We start from the raw sequence: 10,383 nt of genomic DNA on the forward strand, positions 1-10,383 counted from the left end.
TTAAGAAAGGTTCATGAATGGCAGCAACTTCAGAAAGATTGATGAAACACGCTTGGCTTGTAAGATACCAAATTCGATTAAGTTTTGACACCAACGTCTCCCACACACTATACATGAATTTATGTTCTGCCATGTGAAATATTTTTGAATGGAAATTAATATCGGCTACTCTTAAGGAGTCCAAATCATTGGTTTCACCAGCTCGAACCATCTCAATGTAAAAATTTTCAAGGTCCCTTAAATCTCCGGCTTTCAATCTTTCCAAACTTCTTTTGATCGCTAACTCCTCCATTATGATACGGAAACAATATAATTCCTCCGTTTCTACCATTGATATGTTTGATACAAAAGTTCCCTTATACCGAATGCTTACGACTAGGTCTTCTTCAGCCAGCTTTAATAATGCTTCTCTAACAGGGGCTTGGCTCACACCGAAATCTCTTGCTATTTCCAATTCAAGGATCCTGTCTCCCGGCCTAAGTTCTCCTTTAATGATTAAATCACGCAAAGCTTCATGAATCTGGTCAGAAAGCGATTTGTTCACAATAGATCTCTTCATAAACGCCTCCTTTTGAGTAAATTCAAAATCAAATAATTATCGATAATATATAATCTATAATCAATATAACATTGTTGTTGAAAATCGTCAAAATCTTTTTATATTTAAAAAACCTGTTCAATCTAATTTATTTTCCTGAAATAAACGTCAACTTTCTAGATCATTAACAATTGAATACTGTAATGAATGGATATTCATTACAGTATGTGGTACAATACTATAAAAACAATTTCGATTAACGATTATCGGTTATTAACAAGAAAAAGGAGGGATATTATGAAAAATTCCATTGTTAATAAAACTCTCTCAGAGCAAATTTTTGAAGCACTGCGAGAAAAAATAATTAAGGGAGAACTTCAACCTGGGGACCGTATAGTTGAATTAGAGGTGGCAAAGAATTATGGTGTCAGTCAGGCACCTGTTCGTGAAGCATTTTTAAAATTAGCTGAAGAAGATTTGGTCGTTACCCAACGAAACAAAGGCACATTTGTTTCGAATTTCTCACTTGATGAAATTGATCAATTATATGATTTTCGTCTCACTGTGGAAGAATTCGCAATTAAAAGAGCTTTTGAAAGATTAACTGACGAAGATATAGAAGAACTCAAAAATTATCATAATGAGATGGTCCTTGCTGGAGTAAATAATGACTTAGAAAAAATTAGGATTGCAGATGAGGACTTTCACACAAAAATATATAAAACGGCAGACCATAAATTCCTGAGTAACGTTTGGGAAAGCTTAACTTCCAAACTGAGCCGAATATGGTACCTAAACAGCCAAGTGTATTTTACCGACCTGTCTGAATTAGCGAACATTCACGAACCTATATTAAGGGCTTTCCAAAACAGGGATTTGGATGGCTGTATCCATGCATTTCATGAGCATGTTAACTATGAGCGACAACAAAGATCTTCTCTTCCTTCAAGTTCGGAAGTACAATCCAAAAATCATAAATGAATTCGCGAAATAAAAAAGGCCGACCCAAGTTCATAAACTTGTGGTCAGCCTTTTTTAATGGTCTGCGGTTTGTAATTAATATCTAAACGAAACTTGTTTTGAATGGGTAATTTTTAATTAAACAGTCCTAGTTTGTACAACTTCCTCATTGGCCACCTCTGATTGTAACGGTTTTACATAAAAGGCGACTGCCAGCGCCCCAATTACTCCCAAGCCTCCCGCTAGGAGGAAAGCACTTGTAAAATGTCCAGTAAATTGAACAATAAATCCAGTGACTGATGGACCTATAATTCCTGAAATATTTGCCAGCCCATGAACAAAGCCACTGACTCCTCCAACCTTCTCACCGCGAACTACATCCTGAATAATCGACCAATAAATTGGTGCAGTTAAGTATGTGAAGCCAACACCAAATGCCATTAATATAACAATACTGGTTACAGATGAAGCGATTCCTGCTAAACCAACACATATAGCTGCGCCTATCAGAAAAGTAACTAACACCAATTTCCTTGAAAACATAAGTTTTCCTGTTTTTTTGAATATATAATCTGTCAGCATCCCCCCGCCAATCAATCCAATCGCGCCAAAAGTCCAAGGAATCATGGTTACAACACTCATTTTCATTATACTCAAGCCTTTAGACATAGTCAGATAACTTGGAAACCAGGTCAAGAAGAAAAAGATGATGTAGTTATACGCAAAGAAGGATAATGCCATTACTAATATAGTAGGTTGTTTAAGATAATAAGATAATGGAAGGCTCTCTGAAGATGACGTATTTCCTTGCATTTGTCCATCTCGAATCACTTTAAGTTCTTCTTTGCTCACTTTTGGATGATCTTCCGGCTTGTCCGTGACTGTTTTGATCCAGAGAAGCGTCCATAACAACCCGATCAAAGTAATGACTACAAAGGACCACTCCCAACCGAACTTCAGTGCAATAAAGCCGACTATCGGTCCCGAAAGAGCACCACCAATTGGAAGACCTGCTTGATTGATGCCAACCGCACGCGCCCTTTCCTTAATCGGAAACCAATTGTTAACGGCTTTATTTGCAGTTGACGAAAAAGGACCTTCACCTACACCGAACATTAAACGGACAATAAATAAAGAGACAAAGTTGAAAGCGGTCGCTGTTAAACCACAAAAAATAGACCAGACCACCATAGATGTACCAAAAACTTTCTTTGGTCCGAAAACATCCGAAAAATATCCGCCTATGAAGTTAAACAATGCATACCCAATGAAGAAACTACTTAGAATTAGTCCCATTTCCGCAGGCTCTAGGTGAAATCGCTTTGATATAAAAGGCATGGCTACGGATAAAGCACTACGATCAATATAATTTATAATCGCCGCAAGAAAGAGCATAAAGACAATATACCATCTGAAATTCCGAAACATACGAACCCATCCCCTATTAGGTAATTTATACGAACATGGTCATGTGTGTCTATGGTGTGTCTTTGCTAAAGTTGAAACAGGAAACTTTATTTTGAAGCGTTTTCATTTATGAGAAGAATAAGTAATGAAGCACTTCTTTTTCTATAAATATATAATCAACTATTTGACTTGGCTTAATAGAATTTTGGAAAATTCATTGGTCAATTGTGGGACGATCTCGAACAAATCTCCTACGATTCCATAGTCAGCCACTTCAAAAATTGGGGCCTCAGGGTCTTTATTTATTGCAACAATAAATTTAGAGTTGGAAATGCCCGCAACATGCTGGATTGCACCAGAAATTCCACATGCAATGTATAAATCAGGAGTTACAACTTTACCGGTCTGACCAATTTGTAACGAATAATCACAGTAATCTGCATCGCAAGCACCACGTGATGCACCAACAGCCCCTTTTAATACATCTGCTAATTCTTGTAAAACTTTAAAACCTTCGGCACTTTTTACTCCTCTCCCGCCTGCAACAATCACCTTGGCTTCCGTTAAATCAACCTTTTCAGCCGCCCTTCGAACGATCTCTTTGATTAGCAGAGTAAGGGAGGGTTTCTCAACTGTATACGGAATAGTTGACGCCTCAGAACCATACCGGATAGGTGTTATATTATTAGGACGTATGGTCAAAAATATCGGAACACTATTAAACTTTTTCTTTTCAAATAGTTTCCCAGAATAAATAGAGCGTGTAACCACAATATTATCACTGGCATCCAAATTTATGTCGATACAATCACTAGCCAAACCAATTTCTAATCTTGCCGCTGCCCGTGGAGCAAGGTCCCTGCCGTTTCCAGTATGCCCCATAACAATAACATCAGGTTGAGTTTCTTGAATAATTTTAACTACAGCATGAGTATATAATTCAGGATGGTATTCATCATAATCGGAATCTTCAATTATATATACCTGGCCAGCACCATATTGTGAAAGCAAATCCACTTGTTTTGCAGAATGGGTTCCAAAAACGGCGGAAATTACCTCCCCTCTCCCAGCAACTTGCTTCGCAGCAGTTAGGGCTTCAAGGGAAACATTTCTGATTTTCGATCCTTTCATTTCTCCGATAACGAGAACTTTTCTGTCCATAATTTACCTCCTAAAATATTTTAGCTTCTTCAAAGAGGAGCTTGACCAATTTTTGGCTAGCTACACTTGGCTCTCCCTCTATTCTGGTGCAAGCTTTACGTTTCTTGGGTTTATATCTTTCTACGACATTTGTTTTTTTAGATGTATCCACGCTCTTTTCAATTAGATCGGATACATCTAAATGCTCCAGTGATTTGCGTTTTGCCTTCATTATATTCGGCAAAGACGGATATCTAGGTTCATTAAGCCCTTGCTGACAAGTAACTAGAACAGGTAATGGAGTTTCAACTTTATAGGTTTCACCTTCCACATCTCGCTCCGCCAATACCCTTTGATTCTCGATTTGTAGTTTGACAACGGAAGTAATGTGGGGAATTGAAAGCTCTTCCGCAACCCGTACACCAACTTGGCCTGCACCATTATCTATGGATTGATTCCCAGTTAAGATAAAATCAAAATTTTTATCTTTTGCGTAGGCAGCTATGACTTTGGAGATAATAAATTCATCACTTTCTACATCTTCAATTAAAACAGCATGATCAGCCCCCATTGCCAGTCCATGACGTAAAGCGCTTTCAGACCTTTCCTTACCAATTGTTAGAACGATGACTTCTCCCCCGTGCTCCTCTTTTAATCGAAGTGCCTCTTCAATGGCATATTCATCATATGGATTAACAATCCATTGACTTGTTTCTTCGACTATTTCTCCTTCTTTAAGTTCAATTTTTTCTTCTGTATCAAAAGTTTGTTTAATACAGACCAATAGTTTCATGGAAACACACCCTTCTTCTACTTTTATTATTGATTATATATTATCGATTATATATAGATTATCATAAGGCTTGTTAATTGTCAAAATATTATTCCTACTCTGTCAAAAACTATTCTAATTTTTCCCTCACCCCGTATTCCGCTCGCTATCAAGTTACTTTTCCCCTTTTAAAAATAGCCTCTCCATTAGTATGGAAAGACTAGCTGCGAGAAATAAGTTTTACAGACAGAAGAAATTCAAATAGATGTAATCCATTACATCAAGTGTTAGTTTTCCCTTTACTTTTGGAAAAATCAGAACTAGATGTAGTAATCCTTCTGTATTTACCTGGCGGGTTACCTGTTAATTTTTTAAATAGAAGATTAAAATAATTTGGATTCTCATAACCAATGATGGATGCGATTTCTCTTACAGATAGATTAGATTGCTTAAGTAATCGTTTTGCTTCTTCTATACGGCAATAAATCATGTATTGTATGGGAGGCACTCCCATTTCTTCCTTGAAAACATGAGCTAAATGGTAGGGGCTTACATAAACTAGATTAGCTAAATCGTTTAATGTCAGCTCTTGTCTAAAATTTTCTTCTATATATTTCTTTACCTCAAGGCAGACTGGAGAAAAGGAATGATGATCGGAATCTTTCAAGAGACGAGTAATTTTAATAATAACCGCTTGTAATATTGAAGAGATAACGTCTTGATATCCAGCATGTTTCGTCCGATATTCCCTTAAAATATCTTTTAAGTAGTTATCAATCTCCTTTTTTTCATCTTGCAAATGAATAATAGGAAGATCATTAGAATGGGTTAAACAACCTTTATCATTACCATTAATATGCAGATTCGAAACACAGATATAAATCCCTTTGAGAGGATCGTCTGTACAAGATTTACCTTCAATATGACTAAATGGGGGAATAAATATAAGGTCTCCTTCTTGTCCGATAAAAGGTTTTTCTTCAAAGATAAACTCTCCACACCCCTGTTGAATATACACAATCTCTGTATAATTAGGATCGGAATGTTTTTTAATCCAATTTGGACTGATTTCTTTTATTCCTTTAATATTGATAAACCGGGGAGTATTTATTAGGACTGAAGATTTTCTCACGCCGTATGTCCCCTTTCATTATAAATAGCATTCTAAGTAATCCATTTTTGACCAAAGGTACACTCCGACTGCTTTATTTGATAAATAAGGAGCTTTTACAGTAAAAGAGGCTCTAGAAATCGAGCCTCTTTATTATTACAGCTGGTTGTTTATTTTACGGCATCTTGAATAGATTTTTGGTGATTTTAATTACCATGTATCTAATACATTTTCTTTCGTTACTAATAACGCAAGGACAGCTACTAAGAGTTAGGCACCTTTTATTTCGCTTACATCGAAAAGTTGTACTTGGATTGGTTCACTTAATAGTCCAAGGACGATATTAACGAAGGTTTGAAAATGGGCGGTCGCTTCGTGAACACCAATCGCCGCTTGATCCTTCCACTTTTCCACAAATACAAAGGTATTAGGCTGTTTTGGATTTTCAAAATATTCATAGCTAATATTACCTTCTTCTGCTTGAGATGGTTCCGCTACAAGGTTAGCCTGATCCAGGAATACTTGACGTTGTTGTGGTTCCACTTTAAAGTACGCATGGATAATAATCATCTATAAATTCCACCTTTTATACTTAATATCTTTTATGATAGTGCTTCCACAATTTCCTTCATATGTTTAATAGATTGCTTTGTGAAGTCATCAAAAATATTAGCTTCCCCTTGAAGGCCTGAAGCCACATAAGGATTTGACACAGCAGGTAGGAACTCCATCGTAATATAACCCTTATAACCAAGTTCTTTAAGCAGTGAAATGACTGGTGCAAAATTCGTTTGTCCTAGTCCCGCTGCCTCCCTTGTATTATCAGCGATGTGGACATGGGCAAGATAACGTGAGATCTTCATTATCGAATCCCTCATATCTCGTTCCTCTATGCTCATGTGGAACAGATCTGCCATAATCCCTACACCTTCTACATTCACTTCCTCCACAAAACGTAAGGCTAAGGTGAGGTTATTAACTAAGTAGGTTTCATAACGATTTAATGCTTCAATGGCTATGGTGATTCCTTGTTCCTTAGCATACAGACCCGCCTCTTTCACACTTTGAATGGCATTATTCCATTCTTCCTCAAGCGTCGTTTCTGGGCTAAGTTTACCAACACAAGTAGGAACGACAATTAGAGTTGATGCATGTAAAGTCTTCGCTAAATCAACCGATCTTTTCACATATTCGACTGCCTTTTTTCTAATTTCGTCGTTTGATGAGGAAAGATCCCTTTCAGGGGTAAAAATTCCACAAATAGAACTGCATTCAAGTTCATACTTTGTTAAAAGTTCTTTCGTTTCCTCAATATCAATGGTATACGGCTCGCCAGCGAGTTCGACTCCTTGATAACCAAATTTCTTCAGCCTTTTTAAGCTATCTTCTAAACTTTCATTTCCGTATATCCATTGTGTGGCACTATATTTGAACATTTGAATTCACCTCTTAGATTATGAAAAAATCAGAGTTCCCACATAAACCGTAGAGAACTCTGTCTACCTATATATTAATCTGAGATTTTAACTACAGTTTTAAGGATATCCTTATTATGCTCTGCCGTTTCAATTCCGTGTTTCACATCTGCAAATTCAAAATGATTTGTGAAGATTGGAGTTGGATCAAAACGCTTGCTTGCGATTAAATCAATCGCTTTAGAGAAGGTATCATATGTTCCTGCATAGGAGGAAACAATGGTTAATTCACGGCTGTAAATTTCAAATGGACTTACAGGAATTGTTACATCTGCAGGGGCTGCTCCAAAAACCAGTATTTTTCCGCCTTTTCTCACTAATTTAAACGTTTGCGCGTAAGTATAGGCAGAACCTACCGCTTCAATAACAACGTCAGCACCGCGTCCGTCTGTTAATCTTTTAACAGCTTCTACCGGGTCTTCTTCACCTGCATTTATGACATAATCAACACCAATATTTTTAGCTGATTCAATTCTCGCAGGATTTAGTTCGGAAAGGATTACTTTACTAGCACCTTTCAATTTTGCAAGTAAGGCATGAGCGATACCCATTGGACCTCCGCCAATAATCGCGACTGTTTCACCGTATTGGACATTAACTTTATCCTGACCGCTGATTGCACATGCTAATGGCTCAATATAGGCTCCATGGATCCAAGACATAGAATCTGGCAACTTATGAATATTACTCTCTGGAACTCTTACAAATTCGGCAAATGCTCCGTTAATGTGTACCCCTAATTGAGTTATTTTTTCACAATGCAATTTTTGGCCATGGCGGCAATAATAGCATGTACCACAGCTAATATTGATATCTGCAGTTACACGATCACCTGGCTGTACAAAGCTCACTTTAGAACCAACCTTTGCCACTTCACCGGAAAATTCATGACCTAAGATCAGTGGAAGTTTTGCTGGAAAACGACCTTCATAAATATGCGGATCAGTACCACATACTGCGGTATATTTTACTTTTATCAATACATCCTTATCCCCAAGTTCAGGAACAGGTACTTCTTCTAATCTTAAATCCTCTTTACCATATAACACGGCAGCTTTCATTACCTTTTGATCAAACCCAGCTTCTAAATTTTCATTGTTTACTACTGTATCTTGTGCCATCTTATTTTTCCTCCTTAAAAAGGTTTTTTAGGAAAGTAATTGACTCATCAGTGTATTGATCATAAAACTCTTCACATCTAGTGCCATTAAAAGGATCGGCAAACGGAGGCAATAGCTCCATCGTTAAATAACCGCTATAATTAATATCACGTAATGCCTGAGCGATTGGCTCGAAATCGATATGACCACGGCCTGGTGCAGCTCGATTACTATCAGCGATGTGAAGGTGATATAATTTATCTCCAACCATTCTGATCGTATCCGCAATATCGATTTCTTCAATATTCATATGGTAGGTATCACCCATCACACCTACGCTTGGCAGATTCACACGATTGACCAGCTCAAGTGATTGCTCTAATCGATTGATTAAGTAGTTTTCATATCGGTTCCATGCTTCTACTGTCAAACGAATCCCATGTTCTCCAGCATAAATACCAGCCTCTCGTATTCCTTCCTCAGCCCATTTCAATTCTGTTTCGCGGTCTGCTTCTCCATAAATTTTCATACAAGCAGTTGGAGTGAGGGAGATTCCTTTTGCACCTATTTTGCTGGCAAAATCAACGCAGCTTTTTAAGTACTCTACTGCATTTCTTCTAATATTTTCATTACTGGAAACTAAATCTCTTTCAGTGTTATAAATGGCACAAATAGTGGAAGCTTCAATATTATATTTTTCCAATAATCCTTTAATGCGGTCTGCATCCATTTGTTCTGGCTCACCGACAAATTCCACACCGTTATAACCATATTTAGAGAGTCTAGCAATACTAGTTTCAATATCTTCTCCTGCATATACTAGCGTGTTGTAAGAGTACTTAATCATTTGAACATCTCCTTATCACTATTTTGTCTATGTAACTTTCCTGGATTTCAGATTTTTTAAATAGTGGCCGCATATAAAAGCGGCCACTATTTCACTTTATTTCTTGAAAGTTTGTAATCTAGTTTTCTTACTGGTTAAGCGATGTTTATTTTGCTGCCTTTTGGATAACTTCTGGGGCATCCTGACGATAAGCCATTTTCCAAACCTTTAAGACGTTTTCCTTTGTAACTTTCATCGATGGAACAACATAGTATGGATCTAATTGTTTGCCAAGTAATGAATATCCGGCAACAAGAGCTTGCGCAGCTCCGTTTTCATATGGTAACTGTGCTCCAAGACCTTTTACATTCCCTCCAGAAGCAATTTGAAGCGCCACATTCGTTCCTAAATCAACTGTAGTGATAACTAAATCATTTTCTCCTGCCGTACGGGCTGCAGCAAGTGTTCCTTCCGCTGGTACATCCCAAATCGCAAAAATCCCATCTAGATCTTTGTGTTTTGTTAACATACCTGAAGCTACTTTTTCAGCATCGTTAGGAGTGATAATTCCACCATGGGCAACAATTTTAATATTTGGATATTTTTCTTTAATGGTTTTCTCAAATGCTTCTTTACGTTGGTTATTTACAAAGAAATTAACATCGTGGAAAATAACTCCGATTTTTCCTTTTCCTTTTAGTTCATCACCCATAATTTCACCGGCAAAGATACCGTTTCCATAGTTATCTGATGAAACAACGCTTACATAATCTTTTCCTGCTTGAAAACCTTTTGGCACATTATCCATGAAGACTAGTTTAACGCCAGCTTCTGCTGCTTTTTTAAAAGCAGGAGCCGTAGCAACTGGATCAACCGGTAAAGCTACGATAATATCTGGCTTTTTAGCCATGATGGTTTCGATATCTGAAATTTGTTTTTCAGGCTTAAATTGTGCATCCGTAACGGCCACAACGTCTATGCCCATTTTTTCAAAAGTTTCTTTTACACCATTGATGATGGCAGTTGAAAAATCATTTCCTGCATAGTGCATGGA

11 protein-coding genes are annotated in these 10,383 nt (G+C 37.3%); 1 reads left to right on the forward strand and 10 read right to left on the reverse strand.

Features of this window, described 5'->3' with window-relative positions; genetic code table 11:
- The coding region (locus tag V7659_RS18105) for a GntR family transcriptional regulator (RefSeq protein ID WP_335541180.1) at positions 1–559 on the reverse strand (559 nt) is incomplete at its 3' end.
- A gap of 276 nt (positions 560–835) precedes the next feature.
- Here V7659_RS18105 and V7659_RS18110 point away from each other — a divergent pair.
- Positions 836–1,519, forward strand: a complete 684-nt coding sequence (locus V7659_RS18110) for a GntR family transcriptional regulator (RefSeq protein WP_335541181.1) — start codon at positions 836–838, stop codon at positions 1,517–1,519.
- A gap of 117 nt (positions 1,520–1,636) precedes the next feature.
- On the opposite strand, the gene V7659_RS18115 is transcribed toward V7659_RS18110, so the two are convergent.
- From V7659_RS18115 to V7659_RS18155, 9 genes are all read right to left on the reverse strand, one after another.
- Positions 1,637–2,926: an MFS transporter gene (locus tag V7659_RS18115; RefSeq protein WP_335541182.1), complete on the reverse strand. Its 1,290-nt coding sequence runs from the start codon at positions 2,924–2,926 to the stop codon at positions 1,637–1,639.
- 159 nt (positions 2,927–3,085) lie between these two features.
- Positions 3,086–4,066 (reverse strand): electron transfer flavoprotein subunit alpha/FixB family protein, encoded by a 981-nt coding sequence (locus tag V7659_RS18120; RefSeq protein WP_335541183.1) that lies wholly within the window; start codon positions 4,064–4,066, stop codon positions 3,086–3,088.
- A gap of 10 nt (positions 4,067–4,076) precedes the next feature.
- Positions 4,077–4,838 (reverse strand): electron transfer flavoprotein subunit beta/FixA family protein, encoded by a 762-nt coding sequence (locus V7659_RS18125; protein ID WP_335541184.1) that lies wholly within the window; start codon positions 4,836–4,838, stop codon positions 4,077–4,079.
- A gap of 259 nt (positions 4,839–5,097) precedes the next feature.
- On the reverse strand, positions 5,098–5,949 hold the full coding sequence (locus V7659_RS18130) for an AraC family transcriptional regulator (protein ID WP_335541185.1): 852 nt from the start codon (positions 5,947–5,949) through the stop codon (positions 5,098–5,100).
- A gap of 249 nt (positions 5,950–6,198) precedes the next feature.
- Positions 6,199–6,498 (reverse strand): putative quinol monooxygenase, encoded by a 300-nt coding sequence (locus V7659_RS18135; RefSeq protein WP_335541186.1) that lies wholly within the window; start codon positions 6,496–6,498, stop codon positions 6,199–6,201.
- Between the two features lie 32 nt (positions 6,499–6,530).
- Positions 6,531–7,364, reverse strand: a complete 834-nt coding sequence (locus V7659_RS18140) for a sugar phosphate isomerase/epimerase family protein (RefSeq protein WP_335541187.1) — start codon at positions 7,362–7,364, stop codon at positions 6,531–6,533.
- 74 nt (positions 7,365–7,438) lie between these two features.
- The gene (locus V7659_RS18145) at positions 7,439–8,524 is read right to left on the reverse strand and encodes a zinc-dependent alcohol dehydrogenase (protein WP_088089828.1); all 1,086 of its coding nucleotides are present in this window, start codon (positions 8,522–8,524) and stop codon (positions 7,439–7,441) included.
- Between the two features lies 1 nt (position 8,525).
- Positions 8,526–9,350 (reverse strand): sugar phosphate isomerase/epimerase family protein, encoded by an 825-nt coding sequence (locus V7659_RS18150; RefSeq protein WP_335541188.1) that lies wholly within the window; start codon positions 9,348–9,350, stop codon positions 8,526–8,528.
- Between the two features lie 145 nt (positions 9,351–9,495).
- The coding region (locus V7659_RS18155; RefSeq protein WP_335541189.1) for a substrate-binding domain-containing protein at positions 9,496–10,383 on the reverse strand (888 nt) is incomplete at its 5' end.

This window comes from Neobacillus drentensis (assembly GCF_036966985.1).
Taxonomy (GTDB): domain Bacteria; phylum Bacillota; class Bacilli; order Bacillales; family Cytobacillaceae; genus Neobacillus; species Neobacillus drentensis_E.

Excerpts from the sequence above, each read along its gene's own strand:
- V7659_RS18110 (WP_335541181.1), top strand. The coding sequence starts at position 836 with ATGAAAAATTCCATTGTTAATAAAACTCTCTCAGAGCAAATTTTTGAA.
- V7659_RS18115 (WP_335541182.1), bottom strand. The coding sequence starts at position 2,926 with ATGTTTCGGAATTTCAGATGGTATATTGTCTTTATGCTCTTTCTTGCG.
- V7659_RS18120 (WP_335541183.1), bottom strand. The coding sequence starts at position 4,066 with ATGGACAGAAAAGTTCTCGTTATCGGAGAAATGAAAGGATCGAAAATC.
- V7659_RS18125 (WP_335541184.1), bottom strand. The coding sequence starts at position 4,838 with ATGAAACTATTGGTCTGTATTAAACAAACTTTTGATACAGAAGAAAAA.
- V7659_RS18135 (WP_335541186.1), bottom strand. The coding sequence starts at position 6,498 with ATGATTATTATCCATGCGTACTTTAAAGTGGAACCACAACAACGTCAA.
- V7659_RS18140 (WP_335541187.1), bottom strand. The coding sequence starts at position 7,364 with ATGTTCAAATATAGTGCCACACAATGGATATACGGAAATGAAAGTTTA.
- V7659_RS18145 (WP_088089828.1), bottom strand. The coding sequence starts at position 8,524 with ATGGCACAAGATACAGTAGTAAACAATGAAAATTTAGAAGCTGGGTTT.
- V7659_RS18150 (WP_335541188.1), bottom strand. The coding sequence starts at position 9,350 with ATGATTAAGTACTCTTACAACACGCTAGTATATGCAGGAGAAGATATT.